Annotated in this window: 14 protein-coding genes and 1 tRNA gene; 14 read left to right on the forward strand and 1 reads right to left on the reverse strand. The window is 44.5% G+C overall.

The features are described from left to right. The first annotated feature begins 142 nt into the window (after nucleotides 1-142). Nucleotides 143-216 (forward strand) — tRNA-Asp (locus IRJ18_RS19070). Nucleotides 217-593: 377 nt separating this feature from the next. Here IRJ18_RS19070 and IRJ18_RS19075 read toward each other — a convergent pair. Continuing rightward, entirely contained in the window at nucleotides 594-1,052 is a 459-nt protein-coding gene (locus IRJ18_RS19075; RefSeq protein WP_194105099.1) for a pyridoxamine 5'-phosphate oxidase family protein, read from the reverse strand. 501 nt (nucleotides 1,053-1,553) lie between these two features. Here IRJ18_RS19075 and IRJ18_RS21315 point away from each other — a divergent pair. The 13 genes from IRJ18_RS21315 to IRJ18_RS19140 all read left to right on the forward strand — a co-directional run bounded on the left by IRJ18_RS21315 (nucleotide 1,554) and on the right by IRJ18_RS19140 (nucleotide 18,920). After that, a complete protein-coding gene (locus tag IRJ18_RS21315) occupies nucleotides 1,554-1,631 on the forward strand; it encodes a potassium-transporting ATPase subunit F (protein WP_194108289.1) in 78 nt (25 codons plus the stop codon). Nucleotides 1,632-1,642: 11 nt separating this feature from the next. Next, nucleotides 1,643-3,361, forward strand: a complete 1,719-nt coding sequence (gene kdpA / locus IRJ18_RS19085; RefSeq protein WP_194107882.1) for a potassium-transporting ATPase subunit KdpA — start codon at nucleotides 1,643-1,645, stop codon at nucleotides 3,359-3,361. 8 nt (nucleotides 3,362-3,369) lie between these two features. After that, nucleotides 3,370-5,388: a potassium-transporting ATPase subunit KdpB gene (kdpB, locus tag IRJ18_RS19090; protein WP_194107883.1), complete on the forward strand. Its 2,019-nt coding sequence runs from the start codon at nucleotides 3,370-3,372 to the stop codon at nucleotides 5,386-5,388. A gap of 11 nt (nucleotides 5,389-5,399) precedes the next feature. Next, nucleotides 5,400-5,963: a K(+)-transporting ATPase subunit C gene (locus IRJ18_RS19095; RefSeq protein WP_194107884.1), complete on the forward strand. Its 564-nt coding sequence runs from the start codon at nucleotides 5,400-5,402 to the stop codon at nucleotides 5,961-5,963. A 12-nt stretch (nucleotides 5,964-5,975) separates the two neighbouring features. After that, complete coding sequence (locus tag IRJ18_RS19100) at nucleotides 5,976-7,001, forward strand: porin (protein ID WP_194107885.1); 1,026 nt, start codon at nucleotides 5,976-5,978, stop codon at nucleotides 6,999-7,001. A 96-nt stretch (nucleotides 7,002-7,097) separates the two neighbouring features. Continuing rightward, complete coding sequence (locus IRJ18_RS19105) at nucleotides 7,098-8,228, forward strand: sensor protein KdpD (protein ID WP_194107886.1); 1,131 nt, start codon at nucleotides 7,098-7,100, stop codon at nucleotides 8,226-8,228. After that, nucleotides 8,225-9,967: a sensor histidine kinase gene (locus tag IRJ18_RS19110; protein WP_194107887.1), complete on the forward strand. Its 1,743-nt coding sequence runs from the start codon at nucleotides 8,225-8,227 to the stop codon at nucleotides 9,965-9,967. The genes IRJ18_RS19105 and IRJ18_RS19110 overlap by 4 nt, the downstream gene beginning before the upstream one ends. A 203-nt stretch (nucleotides 9,968-10,170) precedes the next feature. Beyond that, nucleotides 10,171-11,505, forward strand: a complete 1,335-nt coding sequence (locus IRJ18_RS19115; protein ID WP_194107888.1) for a sigma-54-dependent transcriptional regulator — start codon at nucleotides 10,171-10,173, stop codon at nucleotides 11,503-11,505. A gap of 159 nt (nucleotides 11,506-11,664) precedes the next feature. Continuing rightward, nucleotides 11,665-13,626: a KUP/HAK/KT family potassium transporter gene (locus tag IRJ18_RS19120; protein WP_194107889.1), complete on the forward strand. Its 1,962-nt coding sequence runs from the start codon at nucleotides 11,665-11,667 to the stop codon at nucleotides 13,624-13,626. Nucleotides 13,627-13,740: 114 nt separating this feature from the next. Beyond that, nucleotides 13,741-14,655: a pentapeptide repeat-containing protein gene (locus IRJ18_RS19125; RefSeq protein ID WP_194107890.1), complete on the forward strand. Its 915-nt coding sequence runs from the start codon at nucleotides 13,741-13,743 to the stop codon at nucleotides 14,653-14,655. Nucleotides 14,656-14,905: 250 nt separating this feature from the next. Then, nucleotides 14,906-15,775, forward strand: coding sequence for an alpha/beta fold hydrolase (locus IRJ18_RS19130; RefSeq protein ID WP_194107891.1), 870 nt, complete (start codon nucleotides 14,906-14,908; stop codon nucleotides 15,773-15,775). A 54-nt stretch (nucleotides 15,776-15,829) separates the two neighbouring features. Further along, nucleotides 15,830-16,726, forward strand: a complete 897-nt coding sequence (locus IRJ18_RS19135; RefSeq protein WP_194107892.1) for an alpha/beta hydrolase — start codon at nucleotides 15,830-15,832, stop codon at nucleotides 16,724-16,726. Between the two features lie 91 nt (nucleotides 16,727-16,817). Further along, on the forward strand, nucleotides 16,818-18,920 hold the full coding sequence (locus IRJ18_RS19140) for an alpha-galactosidase (RefSeq protein WP_194107893.1): 2,103 nt from the start codon (nucleotides 16,818-16,820) through the stop codon (nucleotides 18,918-18,920). The last annotated feature ends 86 nt before the right edge of the window (nucleotides 18,921-19,006 follow it).

A 19,006-nucleotide genomic window follows, 5' to 3' on the forward strand; every position in this document is an offset into this window, starting at 1 on the left:
ACACCTATGCCACCTAACCTGGTGGCATTTTTTTTTGAAATTAACCGGCACATTCACAGTTTTTTATAGCTGAAGTTTGTGTTTTTGAAAAAATCCCTTGTGTAATAAAATTAGGTGCGTATATTTGCAATCCCAAATGGGAGGAGTGGTAGTTCAGCTGGTTAGAATACATGCCTGTCACGCATGGGGTCGCGGGTTCGAGTCCCGTCCATTCCGCTAAATCAATATTAAAATTGAGCAAAACCCTTCAAATGGTATCATTTGAAGGTTTTTTGTTTTTAGGCGACACCATAATATTCAAGTTTTCGCAATGAAAATGATTCAAATTCGGGAGTTAACTCCCATGTCGCCAACATACTCCCGAATATAGGTATCTCGCTGTTTATCAAACTGTTCAATAATTGCCCATCTTGATTTCAAGTGATCAAATTAACAATTTTGTTCACTTGAAAAGCAAGTTATAACATCGCGTACCCCCATTGCCTGGCGGCACTTAAAAAAGATGGCATTATAATGAATGTAAAAGTAACTGCCCTGGTATTGTCCCGGGAGCATACCGAAAATATAGGAGTGACTGCTGTTATTATGCCAGGCTAATTTTGGCTTTGCTCAAAACGTCCGGTCATCCGGTCTAACCGAATCTTGTAAATAATAATCTCTACAGTATCACCAATATCGCTGTCGCGTTCGGTGATGCCATGAGAGGGATGGTCGCCGGGGTTGTTAGAAAAAGGCATGATCCGATGAATAAGGCCTTGCATTAACCGTTCCTTTTCTTCCAGATCGGTTACCTCCTCAAATTCTCCCCAAGCCACTACGCTTTTCCAGTGAAAGATATTGTTTATCTCATCTACTTCAAAACAAACCTTAGGGTTCAGGCGCATCATATCGATCTTTTTACCTTTTCCGGCATGACTGTAAATATATGGCGCACTATAAACGTAGTTGATCGGAACAATGTAAGTATCGCCATCAGCATGACATGCGATACGACCGGTAACCTGCTGCTTTAGCAGGTCTTCCATTTGTGCATCTGTGAGTTTGCCTAACATAGTTCATTTACTAAATTATTCAAAGATTGCAAACTTTTAGATCTGTCGGAATGATCAAAGTGGCAGAAAACTGTGATCGGAATCATTTAACATCTTACTGGATCTTTGAACGGGTCCGGGGGATAAAAAATAATAGCCATTTCTTATCAAACAAAATATAGGTCTCGGTTTCCAGACAAGCAAAATCAAAGTTATTATTTATCTCTATTAATCATAAGTGCATCAAATAGCCGGGTATACACCTTTTAAATTATTCCACAGTTTGTTTTGGAAATCAACCCTATCATAATGGTAGGGTTTTTTTATAAGATTACGTCTTGCATGTGAATTAATCTATTGATAATTAGAATATTGACTAAAAAATAAAATTACTGGTATTGGTTTGGCATGGCTAAATTAAAAATCAAATAAAATGATCACAACCTTGCTCTTGCTGGCCATTTTGCTTCTAAGCCGGCTCATTTTTAAATCCATCGACTGGTTCGAGAAAATCTAATCATCATGATCGCATTATTCATTATTTCCATCGCAGTTTTCCTATACATGGTATATGCGCTGCTTAAACCCGAAAACTTTTAATCCTATTTCTCATGAACACAGAACTACTTGGAATATTCGCCTCGTTTATCATAACGCTGGTGATCGCCATTCCGCTCGGTAAGTATCTCGCGAAGATGTTTGCCGGAGAAAGGGTTTGGACCGATTTTATGAAACCTATTGAAAACGGGATCTATAAATTATCGGGGATCAATCCCAATGAACCGATGAACTGGAAACAATTCCTGAAGGCAATGATGACCATTAATATTCTATGGTTAGTCTACGGCTTTTTTGTGTTGATGCACCAGGATAAGTTGCCTTTAAACCCTGATAGCAATCCCGGCATGACCGCCGACTTGTCTTTTAACACGATCATCAGTTTCGTGGTGAATTGTAATTTGCAGCACTACAGCGGTGAAAGCGGTGCCAGTTATCTGGCCCAGCATTTTATCTTCATGTTTCTGCACTTTACCAGTGCAGCCACCGGTATCGCCTGTGCCGTTGCCGTGTTCAAAGCGTTTAAAGATAAAACGACCACAAACCTGGGCAACTTCTGGGAGTTTTTTGTAAAAACCATTACCCGTTTATTATTGCCTTTGTCTGTTGTTATTGCATTGATCTTAACCTTTAACGGCACACCTGCAAGTTATGCAGGTAAGGATCAGTTTATTACCCTACAGGGAGATACGGCGCATGTATCGCGCGGCCCGGCAGCGCAAATGATCGCAATCAAACACCTTGGTACTAATGGCGGTGGCTGGTTCGGTGCTAACTCCGCCCATCCGCTGGAAAACCCGAACTACCTGACCAACATGACCGAAATCATTTCACAAATGATCATCCCCATGGCTATGACCCTGGCCTTTGGTTACTTTATCCGCCGGAAAAAGTTAGGCTGGGTGATCTTCGGAGTGATGATGGTGGGCTTATTCATGCTGATGATACCGAGTGTCAGCAGCGAATTGGGTGGTAACAGCGCCATTGCCAAAATGGGGGTAACGCAAGCTTCAGGCGCTATGGAAGGCAAAGAGGTCCGCTTTGGGCCTGCCGCCACCGCTTACTGGAGCACCCTGACTACGATCACTTCCACAGGATCTGTTAATGGCATGCACGACAGTACGATGCCGCTGACCGGCGCATGGCAACTGCTGGCCATGATGATCAACGGCTTCTTCGGCGGTTGTGGCGTGGGTATCCTGAACTATTTTATCTACCTGATCATTGCCGTATTTATTTCAGGACTGATGGTGGGCCGAACACCGGAGTTCCTGGGCCATAAGGTTGAAGCGCGTGAAGTGAAGATTGCCGCATTAATAACACTTTTAAGTCCGCTGCTTATCATGGCCGGTACGGCAGCAGCAGCCTACGTATTTACTACATATGGTAATGCAGATTGGGCGGTCAAGCCATCAACCTGGCTGAATAACCCGGGTTATCATGGCTTTTCAGAAATGCTGTATGAGTATACTTCAGCCAATGCCAATAACGGCTCTGGTTTTGAAGGGCTAGGTGACAATAACATTTGGTGGAACGTAACGACGGGTGTGGTACTGATTTTAGGCCGGTTCCTGCCGATCATCGGCCCGGTAGCTATCGCCGGTTTATTGGCCCAAAAGAAATTTATCCCCGAATCAGCCGGTACCCTGAAAGTGGATACCGTAACATTCGGTGTCATGACGTTTGCTGTCATACTGGTTTTAAACGCATTGTCTTACTTCCCTGCACTGGCTTTAGGCCCGTTGGCAGAATTTTTTTCAATGCCTAAATAATTGATCACATGAAAACTCAATCCAATAAATTATTTGAACCGGCCCTGGTGCAAACCGCACTGAAAGAGTCGTTCATCAAACTGAATCCTCAAATCATGCTGCGCAACCCGGTAATGTTCACTGTAGAGGTAGGTACCGCTATTATGGCTTACATGACCTTTTACAGTCTTACCCATGCCGGCCAGGGATCGTTCGCCTATAACCTGATCATCTTTATCGTACTACTGCTCACCCTATTATTCGCCAATTTTGCCGAAGCCATTGCTGAAGCACGCGGTAAAGCGCAAGCCGACAGTTTAAGGAAAACACGTGAAGAAACACCCGCTAAAGTACTTAACTCCGATGGCACAATCATTACCAAATCATCCAACGCACTGCGTAAAGGCGATGTGTTTGTATGCGAAACCGGCGATATGATCCCCACTGACGGGGAGATCATCGAAGGCCTGGCAACAATAGATGAATCGGCGATCACAGGTGAATCTGCACCGGTAATCCGCGAGTCAGGTGGTGATAAATCTTCCGTAACAGGCGGTACCAAAGTACTATCTGATCAGATAAAAGTTAAGGTAAGCACCGAGCCGGGTGAAAGTTTCCTGGATAAGATGATCGCATTGGTAGAAGGGGCCTCCCGTCAAAAAACGCCGAATGAGATCGCCCTGACCATCTTACTCGCCAGTTTTACGCTCATCTTTATCATTGTTTGCGTAACACTGAAACCGTTTGCGGATTATGCCAATACACCAATCACTATCGCAGCGTTGATATCCTTGTTCGTGTGTTTGATCCCAACCACTATCGGAGGGTTACTATCGGCTATAGGTATTGCCGGGATGGATAGGGCGCTAAGGGCGAATGTGATCACCAAATCGGGGAAAGCCGTGGAAACGGCAGGTGATATTGATGTGTTGCTGCTGGATAAAACCGGCACCATAACCATTGGTAACCGTAAAGCCACACACTTTTGGCCGGTTACCGGCATAAGCCCCGAAGAGCTGGTAAACGCTGCGGTACTGTCTTCGCTGGCAGATGAAACACCCGAAGGTAAATCCATCGTTGAATTGGCACAAAAAAACATCGGTGTCCCTGCCGGTTCTGAATTTATTAAGTTCACCGCCGAAACGCGTTCCAGTGGGATTGATACCCCTGACGGTACGCGCATTCGTAAAGGCGCTTTTGATTCGATTCGTAATTTGGCTGTTAAAGCTGGTCATCCAATTCCAAATGACGTCGAAGAACGGGTGAAAGAGATCGCGTCTAACGGTGGTACGCCATTGGTGGTATCACAGAACGAGGTAGTATTAGGTACTATCGAATTACAGGATATTATTAAACCGGGTATTGCCGAACGCTTTGAGCGCCTGCGTAAAATGGGCATTAAAACGGTAATGGTGACCGGGGATAACCCCCTTACTGCAAAGTTTATTGCCAATAAAGCGGGTGTAGACGATTTTATTGCCGAGGCTAAGCCCGAAGATAAAATGAACTATATAAAGGCCGAACAACATAACGGCCGCCTGGTTGCCATGATGGGTGACGGCACGAACGATGCGCCTGCCCTTGCACAAGCCGATGTAGGCGTGGCCATGAACAGCGGTACCCAGGCCGCCAAAGAGGCGGGTAATATGGTAGACTTGGACAACGACCCAACCAAGCTGATCGAGGTGGTAGAGATCGGCAAGCAATTGCTGATCACCCGGGGTACGCTAACTACTTTCTCCATTGCCAATGATGTGGCCAAATACTTTGCGATAGTTCCGGCTCTGTTTATTGCTTCTATCCCGGCTTTGCAGGCCATTAATATCATGCACCTGCACAGCCCCGAAAGCGCTATACTTTCCGCAGTGATCTTCAACGCGATCATCATCCCGATGCTAATCCCGCTGGCGTTGCGTGGGGTAGCTTATCAGCCAATAGGCGCGAGTGCTTTACTGCGTCGTAACCTGCTGATCTACGGTTTGGGCGGGGTAATTGCGCCGTTCATTGGTATTAAACTGATTGATCTGATTATTTCCTTATTCTTTTAATATTAAAAATCATGAAAACGAATTTTTTAAAATCTATACGCCTTACGCTGGTACTCATCGTGGTACTATGTGTAATCTATCCGGTAATGATCACCCTTGCCGGCAAGCTGTCCAAGGGCGCCGGTCATGGAGAAACCATCAGTGTGAACGGCAAAGTGGTGGGTTATGCCAATGTTGGTCAAAGTTTTACCAAACCCCTGTATTTCTGGGGCAGGCCCTCTGCTGTAGCTTATAACGCTGCGGGTTCGGGCGGCTCCAATAAAGGCCCAAGCAACCCCGACTATCTAAAGGATGTGGCTAAGCGCATCGATACCCTGCTGAAATATCACCCCTATTTGAAAAGAAGCGATATCCCGGCTGAAATGGTGACTGCCTCAGGCAGCGGGCTTGACCCTGATATCTCACCCGAAGCGGCCAAAATACAGGTAAAACGGGTAGCCCAATACCGCAACCTGAGCGAACAAAGAGTAGCCGCATTGTTGGCCACTCACATAGAACAGCCTTTACTTGGCCTGTTTGGCCCGGCCAAAGTGAATGTATTAAAACTGAACGTCGCACTCGACGAATTGAAATAATATTATGCTAAAATGAAAAAATCGATTATTGCTTTAAGTATATTGACATTGGCTGCAACCGCATCGCGGGCACAGGAAATTAAACCTGTAGACCCACCGCTGTCCATCAACGGTTCGGTAGATAGCTATTACAAATATGACTTTTCAGGGCATAACAATATCCCCACCAGTTTTGCCAGCGATCAGAATTCTTTTTCGATCGGCATGATAGATCTGGCCTTGAAAAAGAAGGTTGGTAAAGCCTCATTCGTGGGTGAAGTATCCTTCGGCCCGCGTAACGACCAATCGATCCCGGTACCGGCCAATCATATCCAAAACCTTTATGTAGGGTACGATCTGACCGATAAGCTGAATATTATCGCGGGTTACATGGCAACATTTTTAGGTTACGAAGTGATCTCACCGGCAGGTAATTTCAATTACTCTACTTCGTATTTGTTTACCAACGGGCCATTTCAGAATGCCGGGACTAAACTAACCTATGTTTTTTCAGCTCAGGTTAGTTTAATGGCTGGCTTATATAATGACCTTTGGAATGTTTATACTTCGGCAGGCAGGATCAATACCATCGGCGCCCAACTAATGGTGGTTCCGGTAAAAGGCTGGACCGCTTATGTGAATTTATTAAACGGCCCAGCTTCGGGCACGGAGCTAGACCTGACTACCACCTATCAGATCACCAGCGCTTTTAAGCTGGGTTTGAACGCGGCTGATTTCATGGCACCGGGCGCATGCCCGAACGGCGGTTTCCAAGGTGTAGCGCTATATCCTCAGGTTGCGGTATCGCCAGCGGTGACCCTAGGCTTACGCGGTGAATATTTTAAGACGAAGACCGGCAATTATAATTCTATTGCCGCACCGGCAGCAGGCGAATCGGTAACCGGCCTTACCTTAACTGCGAATATCAAAGGCGGCCCATTGACCTTTATACCGGAAGTACGGTTGGATAATGGCTCAAAAAATATGTTTACAGACAACCATGGTGCAGGTACCAGATCTGCCTCGCAGGTTGCGCTGGCGGCGGTATATGCCTTTTAAAGAAATATAAAACACTAATTTAGTTTGATTGATCGGGAAATGTGAACGATGACCCGTCGGCCGGCCACTCAGATGGCCGGCCATTTTGCAAGGAACATGGAAAGCGATTACAAAGATAATTCTGTCAGGGATTTTATTGAGCTGGTCAAAAAGTCCAGGCGCGGTAAACTCAAAGTTTACATCGGCATGAGCGCGGGTGTAGGCAAAAGCTATCGCATGCTCCAGGAAGCGCATGCCCTGCTCAGAAATGGCATCGATGTGCAGATCGGGTATATCGAAACGCATAACAGGGCTGAAACCCATGCTTTATTGGATGGCCTGGCGATGATCGACCGCCGCAAAGTGTTTTATAAAGGCAAGGAACTGGAGGAAATGGACCTGAAAACCATTTTGAACCGCCACCCGGAGGTAGTAATTGTTGATGAACTCGCGCATTCTAATATCGAAGGCAGCAAAAACAGTAAGCGGTGGCAGGATGTCGCCGATATCCTACAGGCCGGTATCAGTGTGATCACCGCGGTAAATATTCAGCACCTGGAAAGCCTGAACAAAGATATCGAACAGATCACCGGCATCACTATCGGCGAGCGGATACCGGACAAGATATTGGAGCTGGCAGATGAGATTGTTAATATTGACCTGACGGCGGATGAACTGATTGCCCGGCTGAAAGAAGGCAAGATCTATGAAAAAAACAAGATCGAACGTTCCCTGCAAAACTTTTTCCAAAGCGATAAGATCCTTCAACTGCGGGAACTGGCGCTGAAGGAGGTCGCACATCACCTGGAACGAAAGATCGATATGGAAATCCCTAAACAGATCAAGCTGCGGCCAGAAAAGTTCCTCGCTTGTATCTCTTCCAACGCGGAAACAGCAAAGATCGTAATCCGTAAAACGGCACGGCTGGCTTCTTATTATCGCTCACCCTGGATTGTGCTGTATGTGCAAAGCAGCAGTGAAAGCGTAGATAAGATACGGCTGGATAAACAACGCTTTTTGATCAACAATTTTAAGCTAGCAACCGAACTTGGGGCAGAAGTGCTGCGAGTTAAAAGTGACCAGGTTACACAAACCATAATGCAAGTAGCTGAAGAGCGGGAGATCACCACTATTTGCATCGGTAAACCACATTTAAACTTATTCCAGGTGATCCTGAGAACCGCCGTATTTAACGAACTGCTGCGCAAGATCGCTGCCACTGAAACCGATTTAGTTATATTATCATGAAAGTAAAAAATAAACTCCGCCTTGGATTTGGATTCCTGTTCCTGATCGTCCTGTTTTTTGGAGGGCTATCCATTATCCTGATCAACCAGATTGCTACTAACGGCAAGGTAATCCTCAAAAACAATTACGAAACACTCACTTTTGTACGTGAAATGCGTTCCATCCTTGACGAACAGGCGCTCCCTTTAAATGCCGCTGCCGCCAGTAGTTTTGAGCAGCAATTGGTTGCCCAGGAACACAATATTACTGAAAAGGGGGAAGGCGCAGTTACTGCCGCATTGCGAGCCAATTATACTCATCTGCAAAAAGAGAACTCCCCCGTCGTCATCAGAGCTATACACCAAAATCTGAAGCAAATAGAGATCCTGAATATGAAAGCCATAGTCCGCAAGAACGAACAGGCGAACCATGCGGTGGATAAAGCACTTCTTTTCCTGGGACTGGCCGGGTCTTTCACCTTTTTAGTGCTGTTTAGTTTCAGTGTCAATTTTCCCGGCGCTATAGCTAATCCGCTGAATGTTCTGTTGAAAGGTATCCGACAGATCAGCCAAAAGAATTATAAAGAGCGTATCCATTTTGACAATAGAGATGAATTTGCCGAAGTTGCCGCTGCTTTTAATGATATGGCTGCCCGATTGGACGATTGGGAGAACAGCAGCTTGTCGCAAATCATGTCAGAAAAGCAACGGATCGAAACCATCATCGAGCAAATGCAGGATGCCATTATAGGTATCAGTGAGCAGCAGCAGATCCTTTTCATTAACACCACGGCCAAAACTATGCTTAACCTGAGCGATCAGAAGTATGAAGGGCAACAGGTGGCTGATATCGCCCGTCATAATGACCTGCTGCAATCGATCCTCGACAGCAAAGGCAACGGCAAGCCATTTCGCATCGTAATCAACGGCAAAGATTCCTTTTTTCAATTGGATTCCACCGAGATCACCGTTCCAAATATTTCGCCCAACCCCGAGGATACGATCAGCATTGCGCGCAAATCGGCAGGCCGGGTATTTATCCTGCGCAACGTGACGGAGTTTAAAGAACGTGATGAGGCAAAAACGAATTTTATCGCCACGATTTCGCATGAACTTAAAACCCCCATCTCCGCGATCAAGATGAGCCTGAAGCTCCTACATGATGAACGTGTGGGGTCATTAAATGAGGAACAGGTAGACCTTATCAACCATATTGGTGATGATGCCGAAAGACTGCTGAAGATCACCTACGAGTTACTGGATCTTTCGCAGGTTGAGACTGGCAACATCCTGCTGAACTTTATTGCTACCGAGCCGGAGCAGATTCTGCAATATGCCGTAAAAGCCGTTAAATTCGAAGCCGATCAAAAACAAGTGGAACTGGAGCAACATCTGCCGGCCCACCTGCCCCAGGTACTGGCCGATACCGAAAAAACCGCCTGGGTGATGATCAACTTTCTATCCAATGCCTTGCGCTACAGTTCCGAACGGTCGCGTATTGTAATCCAGGTAAAACAACAGAAGCAATTTTTGGAATTTTCCGTACAGGATTTCGGTAAAGGGATTGATGCGCAATATCAGGACCGCCTTTTCGACCGCTATTTTCAGGTACCTACCGATGGCCAGAATAAATCCGGTTCGGGCTTGGGCCTGGCCATTGCTAAAGAGTTTATCACTGCACAAGGCGGACAAATAGGGCTGGAAAGCGAAGTGGGCAGCGGAAGCCGGTTTTATTTCACCTTGCCAATAGCAAGAAATTAGGTAAACATGCTGATACTTATCTTAAAATTTGTCACCTTATTCGCATTCATACTGGCGCCTTTAATACCGCGGAACGTCAAAAAAATGAGTCAAGGTGTTAAGCCCGACCGTTCTGCATCAGATTTTTCCGTTGATCAGGGCGGCAACCTTGTCAATCGCCGCCAGGCTACAGGAATAAACCATTAATGTTAAATTAGCCAATTATGAAATCAACTGTATTGATCATTGATGATGAAACCAAACTTGCCGGCCTGATGGCACGGATCATCGGGCTGGAAGGCTACCATACCTTATTGGCCGGTTCGGGCAAGGAAGGATTGCGGCTGCTGGAGCGCGAGCATATCCAAGTGGTGCTTAGTGATATAAAACTACCTGATGTTAGCGGCGTCGAACTGGTTAAAGAATTGAAAGAGAAAAAGCCTTATATCGAAGTGATCTGCCTGACCGCTTACGGCACCATCGCCGATGGCGTTACCGCTATTAAAAACGGCGCTTTCGATTATATCACCAAAGGCGACGATAACGAACGTATTTTGCCTTTACTTGCCAAGGCTGCCGAAAAGGCTGAACTGCAATATAAGCTATACCAGTTGGAAAACCAGTTGATCAGTCAACACAGCTTTGAAGGGATCATTGGCCAGTCACGTGCGATAAAGAATGCCATTGAATTGGCGCGTAAAGTAGCCGTTACCGATACAACGGTATTATTATTAGGTGAAACCGGTACCGGCAAAGAAGTGTTTGCCCGAGCAATCCATTACAACAGTAACCGCAAACAGAAGAATTTTGTGGCGGTCAATTGTAGCGCTTTTTCCCGCGAATTGCTGGAAAGTGAATTATTTGGCTATAAAGCCGGGGCATTTACCAACGCTTTAAAAGATAAAAAGGGCTTGTTTGAAGAAGCAGACGGCGGCACGCTGTTCATGGACGAGATCGGTGAATTGCCTATCGATCTGCAGGCCAAGTTGCTGCGGGTATTGGAATCGGGTGAGTTTATTAAGGTAGGAGACACGAAGACTAATAAAATCAACGTGCGGATCATCGCAGCCACCAATCGTCATTTACAGGAAGAAATTCAGAAAGGCAATTTCCGCGAAGACCTGTTTTACCGCCTGTCGGTGTTTCACATCAGCCTGCCATCACTAAATGATCGACGCGAAGATATCCCCCTACTGGCCGATTATTACCTAAAAGAATACACCGCCAAAATGAACCGGAAAATGAACGGCATTGATCCGACAATGATGGAGCAACTGGAGAAATATAACTGGCGGGGTAATATCCGCGAACTGAAGAACCTGATCGAGCGCGCGGTTATTGTGGCTGACGACGATATACTTAAAGCTGATCTGCTTCCAGTCGATCTTTACGGCGAACAGGAAAGCCTGCTGACCGTTTTTGATATGGCCACCATGGAGAAAAACCATATCCGCAAGATCCTTAAACATACCAAAGGTAATAAGACCGAGGCTGCCCGCCTGATGAACATAGGCGTAACCACGCTTTACCGTAAAATAGAAGAGTATCATTTAGGCTAACCTACCGAAATGATAAGATTACCCTACCATATTGGCAGGGTTGCTTTTTGTAAATTAACATCAAAACCGCTCCCTTTTAATCCTGGGGCAGTTTTTACCAAAATGGTATAGTACTTGCCTCGCGGCTGGCATGTTCACATATCATTTCCCTGTTAATTTATGAATCCTCATCTTAGAAAGCTCTCCGCCGGCGGCGTATTGATCACACTTGGTATTATCTTCGGCGACATTGGCACCTCGCCTTTATACGCACTGCAAACTATTTTAAAAGAAGGGGGTGGCGCCGACCAGTTTATGGTTTTAGGCGCAGTGTCTTGTATCTTTTGGACACTAACCCTGCAAACTACCTTTAAGTATATTTTCATCACCCTGCAAGCTGACAATCGCGGCGAGGGCGGTATCTTTTCGCTCTATGCTTTGGTGCGCCGTTACGGAAAATGGCTGGCCATTCCGGCTATCATTGGTGCCGGTACGCTACTGGCTGATGGTATCATTACCCCACCCATATCCGTCACTTCCGCAATAGAGGGCCTTGCATTGGTTCCTGCTTTATCAAAAGTGATGGTACCCGGGCATGATATCATTTTGATCGTGGTGATCGCTATCCTTATCCTGTTATTTTTCTTTCAGCAGTTCGGCACTAATGTGGTTGGCGCAGCTTTCGGACCAGTAATGCTGATTTGGTTTGTAATGCTGGCGGGCCTGGGCATGGTTCAGGTGGCGCATTACCCGATGATTTTTAAAGCGCTTAATCCGGTTTACGGATTTGATCTGCTGGTTAAACATCCTAATGGCTTTTGGTTATTAGGGGCGGTCTTTCTATGTACTACCGGTGCCGAAGCATTATATTCCGACCTTGGCCATTGTGGCCGCAAAAACATCCAGGTCAGCTGGATATTCGTCAAGACCGCCTTGATGCTGAATTATCTTGGACAGGCCGCCTGGGTATTGTCGCAACCCAAAGCCGATGTTAATGTCAATCCTTTTTTTGCTATCGTACCACATGGTTTTGTCATTCCGGCCGTTGGTATTGCCACTTTAGCGACGATCATCGCCAGCCAGGCTTTGATCAGTGGTTCCTTCACACTCATCAGCGAAGCGGTCAGTATGAACTTCTGGCCGCGAATCACTATAAAATATCCGTCCAATATCCGCGGGCAGATCTATATCCCCAGCATTAACTGGATATTGTGTTTTGGCTGTATCGCGGTCAGTCTGTATTTCCGCACAGCCGAAGCGATGACGGCAGCTTATGGTTTTTCGATTACCATCGCGATGTTATCCACCACGATACTGATGTTTTATTTTATGCGCTATGTAAAAAACTGGCCGCTTTGGCTCGTGGTTATTATCTTATGCGTTTTCCTAACGGTGGAAGCTTCGTTCTTCGTTGCCAATTCCGTTAAGATTGTGAAAAGGCTGTTCTTCCTGGTATTTGAAGTTAGTTTGATCTTCACCATGTTCATTTGGTTTCGTGCCCGCAAGATCAATAACCGTTTTTTGTCTTTTGTAGAGTTGAAAGATTATATACCGATGTTGAACGCGATGAGCCGGGACCAGGGCATCCCTAAATACGCAACCCACCTAATCTATTTGACCAAGGCTAATAATAGTAAACAGATTGAACAAAAAATCATATATTCTATCCTAAGCCGCAAGCCTAAGCGGGCCGATGTTTATTGGTTTGTCCATATCGAGCGCACCGATGAGCCTTTTACCATGGAATACACCGTCGAAGAACTGGAGCATGAAAAAGTGATCCGGGTAGAATTCCGCTTAGGCTTCCGTATCAATCCACGTGTGAATGTGCTATTCCGCAAAGTGGTTGAAGAAATGATACAGCGCAATGAGCTGGATATTACCAGCAAGTATGAATCTTTGAGCAGTTATCATTTGCCGGCTGATTTCCAGTTTGTGATTATGGAGAAATTCCTTTCCTATAACAACGAATTCAGCGTAAAAGAAGGCTTTATCCTGCGCAGCTATTTCTGGATCAAAAGCCTGGGATTGAGTGAGGCCAAAGCCTTTGGCTTGGATACCAGTGAAACACATGTCGAGAAGATTCCTTTGGTTGTCAACCCGGTAACGAACATCAATCTTCGCCGGGTACCCGTAAATTAACGACTAATGCAACTATAAGTAGTATAATTACAACTGAAAGTAGCCCAATTTACGATGATCATAGCAACGCGGCCTTGTATTTTTGCCATATCAAATAGTTAAAAACTTAAGCATATGGAAATGAAAATGATTGGCAATAAAATAGCCGAAACCAGAAAAAGGGCAAATATGTCCCAGGCAGAATTAGCGGAACAATTATTTATTAGTCCGCAAGCCGTGGGTAAATGGGAGCGCGGGGAATCGATACCGGATATTGTTACCAGCAAACGCCTTGCGGAAATATTAAAAGTCGACCTTAATTTCCTAACGGGAAGTGTTACGATTGTGGATTTGCCTAACAACGGTTCGTCCCCAACTGAAGAGGGTGCATCCACATCCCGCTCTCAAGAGTCTTCTGAAATAATTCATTTCAGTGGCAGCAATTTATTAGAAAGCGATTTTGCCGGCGTTATCGCGCATAATCGTAAATTTAATGGAAGTGCGTTGCGTGGAACCGATTTTACTGATGCCGACCTAACGGGCAGCAGATTTTCTGGCAGCGATGTTTGTGAAGTCAATTTCAAAGGGGCGAATCTTACTAACTGTGTTTTTTCAGCGTCCGATCTTTCCAGGTCCTGCTTTCAAAAAAGCATTTTGACAGGAACGGAATTTACCAGTTCAGGAATGAGCCTCACGAAATTCACAGATTGCGAATTCCTGAATGTTAAACTGGCCCGAACCGATCTGAGGAAAACGATCTTCGAAAATTGTATATTCGAGACTGTGGAGTTCAAATCTGCCGATCTTACAGATTTAATTTTTGACGGTCACCACTTTACTAATGTCAAATTCCACAATACGGCATTAAACGGTGTCTCTTTCAAAGGCGCAACACTCAAAAATGTGTCATTCCGCGCGCCCTACGCTTTAACCAATAGATACTATAAGGCAATCCAAACCATTTGCTTTGATAATGCCATGATAGATAAATTAACTTACGCCGCATTAAAAGGAATTGGAGCTAACCTCTCTAATGTTACGATATATTAAACAATGTCCGAAAACCAAGTGGGGGGAATATTAGAAAAATCGAACGTATAATAGGGAATGTTCATTTGGATGTTTCGCAGGGATCTGAATTTGATTGGTTTACGCCATAATCATATTCGTTGAGTTTAATATAACATAATTCGTGCTTGTCGTTTTTCGCCCCAAATCTGTCGTTTTTACACAGCACCGAACCTTAAAATGCTTCCCATCTTTGTGTTGTCAATGCGTTCAAACTAAAATAAACATCGTTATGAAAAATTTACTCAAAACACGTAATCTTTTTAAATTAATATCACTACTTACAATTATGTTTATAGCCTCGCAATCCAACGGGCAACAAATAAGATCAAGCAGTGGATATGCGCCCGTGAATGGCCTGAAAGTTTATTACGAAGTATATGGCGAAGGCAAGCCCGTGGTGTTACTGCATGGTGCGTTTATGACAATTGCGGGAAACTGGGGGCAATTAATACCTGAATTGTCAAAAACCAGGAAGGTGATTGCCATTGAATTGCAAGGTCACGGACATACACCATATTCAGATAGAAAACTATCACATGCTACTTTAGCAAGTGATGTGGAAGGCGTATTGGATTACCTGAAAATTGACAGTGCCGATGTAGTAGGATACAGTATGGGTGGCTCTGTGGCTTACAAATTTGCTATACAAAGCCCTAAACGGTTAAGAAAATTAGTGATCATTTCGTCTACCTATAAAAGTAGTGGCTGGCTACCCGAAATAAACAATGCATTTAAATCATGGAAGCCCGAATTTTTTACAAATACCCCAATGAAAGCTGCATACGATGCGGTAGCGCCCGATAAAACTAAATGGACAAAGTTTATAGATCAGATGATCGCTTTCGCTCCGGAGGCATTTGATTTTGGTGACAGTAATATTGAGAAAATTTCTGCGCCGGTATTAATCATATCAGGTGACAATGATGGGCTGGATAAAATTGAGCTGGCAAAAACATATAAATTATTGGGAGGTGCTGTTTCTGCCGATCTGGGAGCAAGGCCAAAATCGCAATTGGCTATAGTCCCTGCGCAGGGGCACGTCAGTTTAATGATGCAAACCCAAACAATATTCGGCTATCTGGATAGTTTTTTAAAATAAATTGATAGTCACAACGGAATAGCATTTATGTTCAATTGATCAATTAAAAAAAACATGAACCAATTGCCAGAAATTCGTTATATGGAGTTGCCCGAAGCCGTTATTGCCTACAGCATTACCGGCAAAGGACCGCCGTTGTTACTATTACATGGTTTCCCTGAAACGCATGTTGCCTGGTTTCAAATAGCACTATTACTTGAAGATGGTTTTACACTTATTATGGCAGACCTACCCGGTTATGGTGATTCAAGGATCACCACCCACGGCGGCGATGAACGTTATACTAAACGGAATATGGCCCGCCAACTGGTAGCTTTCATGGAAAACCTTGGGTATCAGCAATTTTATCTGGCAGGCCATGATCGTGGGGCCAGGGTAGCATTTCGTTTATTTCTGGACTTTCCGCACCATGTCCAAAAGGTGGTTATGCTCGATATTATTCCAACGGCTGATATTGCCGAACGGCTAAATTTTAAGCTTGCCTCGTCGCTTGGCAACTGGTGGTTAATGGGTCAGCCCAGCCCATTACCTGAAACACTGTTTGAAACAACCCATGAATTTTATCTTGAACATATACTAAATAGTTGGTCGGGGGGTAAAGCCTTTTTTGACTCTTTAGCCCGAAGCGAATATTCCCGTTGCTTTGGAAACGCTGCGTCAAGGCGCGCTATCTTTGCCGAATATCGCATGGGTAATACGCTTGATCTGGCAGATGAGCAGCAAAGTAGGGAGAAAGGCGAAAAGGTTATCTGTCCATTACTCACCCTGTGGTCTTCAGATGGGTTTGTGACAGGCTTTGGTGATCCGCTTATAATATGGCAACAATGGTGTAACAATGTAGTTGGTAAACAGTTAAACGGAAGTCATTTTTTAATGGAAGAACTGCCTTTGGAAGTTTCCGTCCTGTTCAGACAATTTTTTATGAATGAAGAACCTTTCAATTATTCATAAAACAAACCATTGAGGAGCGCCTATTTGGTGAAGTTTTTTTGTTTCTTATCTTTAAGTCCGCCCAAATCAAAGTCAAAAATGTTAATCCACAATGATAAAAAACCAATTATTGTTTCTTTTTTTTCTGATAAGTGGCGGTACGCTATCTAATTGTTTGGGGCAGGGTAATAGCAATGAAGATTATAATGAGTTAAAAGAATGCCACGTCAGTCTTACAGATGATATTTTGACCATTGAAAATGCCTTTATAAGCCGCAGGTATCAATGGAATAACGGTGATATTAAAAGTTTGTCGATAACCGACAAGCAAACAAATCATCAATGGAAGATCAACAATACCAAACCGGATGCCTTTTTTCCCAACTCGTCCAAACCGGCAAACGGCAAACTTGAAGTGCATCAGGTTGCGGCTACCTCTATTAACAATGCATATCTTGAAGCCGAATGCATTACAGATTTAGGTGCATTAAAAGTAAAACGGGTATTTCGTATATATCCCCGGTGTCCGGCTATATCATGCACGTTTTATCTTCGCGGCAGCATTGGTGCAAACTGGGGTGCGGTTTCAAAAAACCAGGGCGACCTGCAAAACGTCGAAACAATTTCTGACAATAAAAAAAGCGCTCCTGGTATTACGGTTATGCAACAATTGGCTTTGCCCGGCCATAATTGGCATTTAAAGGCGGTGCAGTTTTTTGATATTACCGATCAAAATAACAATCTGGTACAAACCTATGATCAGTTACCTTACCGCGCCGATAGCCGCTTAACGGGTAATTTATTGTTTGCGAATGAAGGGTTGACCGATAATGGCATCTTTATTTTAAAAGAAGCACCTACCTCAAGCGTGCAATTAAACTATCCGGGGTTTGATTTTATTGCCTCGGTAGCAAATTTACAAACAGTAGGCATAGGTGTTCTGCCGCAAGATATTGATAAGGAAAAATGGTTGCGTTGCTACGGTTTTGTAACAGGCGTTACCAGTGGCGGGGAATTGGGCCAACTTATTGCTTTGCGTATTTACCAGGAACAAGTGCGCAAACATTTGCCCGGCCGGGACGACATGATTTTAATGAATACCTGGGGCGACCGCAGCCAGGACAAACATATTGGTGAAAAATTTACTTTAAATGAACTGCATGCAGCCCACCGCCTGGGTATAACACATTTTCAAATTGATGATGGCTGGCAAACCGGACGTTCTTCTGCCTCGGTATTTGGAGGCGGCTCTTTAAACAATATTTGGGCCAACCCTAACTACTGGAAACCGGATAGGATTAAGTTTCCAAATGGCCTTTTGCCGCTAACCCAACTGGCAGAAAAGCTGGGTATTAAACTATGTTTATGGTTTAACCCGAGTAAAGACAGCAGCTATGCGCATTGGCGGGATGATGCAAAAGCACTGATAGATTTATATCGCATGGGTATTAATACCTTTAAAATTGATGGGGTACAGGTAACGGATAAAAAGGGGGAAATTAACTTACGGAGCATGTTTGACACCGTAATGGCGGTATCGCATAACCAGGTTATTTTTAACCTTGATGTTACTGCAGGGCGCCGCTACGGCTACCATTATTTTAATGAATATGGTAACATATTTTTAGAAAACCGATATACCGATTGGGGGAATTATTATCCGCATTGGACATTGCGGAACCTTTGGATGCTTGCACGTTATGTACCGCCCCAAAACCTACAAATAGAGTTTTTAAACAATTTCAGGAATGTAAATAAATATGTCGCTGATGATGTGTTAGCGCCATCAAAAGTAAGTTTTGAGTATGGCTTTGCTATTACAATGATGGCGCAGCCGCTGGCCTGGATGGAAGCAACCGGCCTGCCGGAAAAAGCATTCAGTACAGCGCCCGTTATTAAGAAATATCAATCTATACAATCAGACATTCACAAAGGTAAAATATTCCCTATCGGTAATGAGCCCTCGGGTATGTCGTGGACTGGCTTCCAGTCTATTAAAAGCAATAATACGGGATATTTGCTGGTGATAAGAGAAAATAACAAAAACGCTACCGGGCTTTTACAAACATGGTTGCCGCCTGGAAAAAACGTTAAATTAACAGTTGTATTGGGTAGTGGTAAAAGCGGTATTATAGCGGTAAACCATACGGGCGGGGCATTTTTTAAATTACCACAAAAAAACGGGTATGCCCTTTATAGTTACAAAATACTGTGATTGTTAATAGTAGATCTTCATTTTAAAATCAGTGCAAAATCCGGGGGCATCCCGGGTTTTCCCGGCTACCATTTTGAGGTTAGGAT

The sequence above is a fragment of the Mucilaginibacter boryungensis genome (assembly GCF_015221995.1).
Classification (GTDB): Bacteria; Bacteroidota; Bacteroidia; order Sphingobacteriales; family Sphingobacteriaceae; genus Mucilaginibacter; species Mucilaginibacter boryungensis.

Bases quoted from the DNA above. Each gene is read 5' to 3' on its own strand.
- IRJ18_RS19075 (WP_194105099.1), bottom strand. From the start codon at position 1,052: ATGTTAGGCAAACTCACAGATGCACAAATGGAAGACCTGCTAAAGCAG.
- IRJ18_RS21315 (WP_194108289.1), top strand. From the start codon at position 1,554: ATGATCGCATTATTCATTATTTCCATCGCAGTTTTCCTATACATGGTA.
- kdpA (WP_194107882.1), top strand. From the start codon at position 1,643: ATGAACACAGAACTACTTGGAATATTCGCCTCGTTTATCATAACGCTG.
- kdpB (WP_194107883.1), top strand. From the start codon at position 3,370: ATGAAAACTCAATCCAATAAATTATTTGAACCGGCCCTGGTGCAAACC.
- IRJ18_RS19095 (WP_194107884.1), top strand. From the start codon at position 5,400: ATGAAAACGAATTTTTTAAAATCTATACGCCTTACGCTGGTACTCATC.
- IRJ18_RS19100 (WP_194107885.1), top strand. From the start codon at position 5,976: ATGAAAAAATCGATTATTGCTTTAAGTATATTGACATTGGCTGCAACC.
- IRJ18_RS19105 (WP_194107886.1), top strand. From the start codon at position 7,098: ATGGAAAGCGATTACAAAGATAATTCTGTCAGGGATTTTATTGAGCTG.
- IRJ18_RS19110 (WP_194107887.1), top strand. From the start codon at position 8,225: ATGAAAGTAAAAAATAAACTCCGCCTTGGATTTGGATTCCTGTTCCTG.
- IRJ18_RS19115 (WP_194107888.1), top strand. From the start codon at position 10,171: ATGAAATCAACTGTATTGATCATTGATGATGAAACCAAACTTGCCGGC.
- IRJ18_RS19120 (WP_194107889.1), top strand. From the start codon at position 11,665: ATGAATCCTCATCTTAGAAAGCTCTCCGCCGGCGGCGTATTGATCACA.
- IRJ18_RS19125 (WP_194107890.1), top strand. From the start codon at position 13,741: ATGGAAATGAAAATGATTGGCAATAAAATAGCCGAAACCAGAAAAAGG.
- IRJ18_RS19130 (WP_194107891.1), top strand. From the start codon at position 14,906: ATGAAAAATTTACTCAAAACACGTAATCTTTTTAAATTAATATCACTA.
- IRJ18_RS19135 (WP_194107892.1), top strand. From the start codon at position 15,830: ATGAACCAATTGCCAGAAATTCGTTATATGGAGTTGCCCGAAGCCGTT.
- IRJ18_RS19140 (WP_194107893.1), top strand. From the start codon at position 16,818: ATGATAAAAAACCAATTATTGTTTCTTTTTTTTCTGATAAGTGGCGGT.